Annotated in this window: 1 pseudogene; it reads left to right on the top strand. The window is 31.3% G+C overall.

Going from position 1 to position 355, the window contains the following annotated elements:
- Nucleotides 1-355, top strand: a pseudogene (locus tag AOA61_RS31265) (acylneuraminate cytidylyltransferase); the annotation flags it as partial.

The raw sequence follows: 355 nt of genomic DNA, 5'->3' as shown, positions 1-355 counted from the left end.
TACCTCTTATGAGACCAGAAGAATACAAAGAGGCTTTTCAGTCATATATGGAAAATGTTGTTGAAAAGAAAGAGTATGACAGTTTGGTTTCTGTAAATACAGTTAAAGATTATTTATGGGATAATAATGGCCCTTTAAATTACCAAGCTAATAAAAACCATACAATAAGTCAGGATTTACCTGATATTTACCGTGTTACTAACGGATGTTACATGAGAGATAAAGAATCCACTATGAAAGAAGAATATTTTTTAGGAGAGAAACCATACAAGCATGTTGTTGGGAAGTTGTCTGGAATTGATATTGATGAGATGGAAGATTATCAAATGGCCTATGCATTAAAAGATATATATTT

The organism is Pseudomonas sp. 2995-1 (genome assembly GCF_002742505.1).
In the GTDB taxonomy this organism is placed as follows: domain Bacteria; phylum Pseudomonadota; class Gammaproteobacteria; order Pseudomonadales; family Pseudomonadaceae; genus Aquipseudomonas; species Aquipseudomonas sivasensis.
This window is presented reverse-complemented; position numbering and strand designations above follow the sequence as displayed.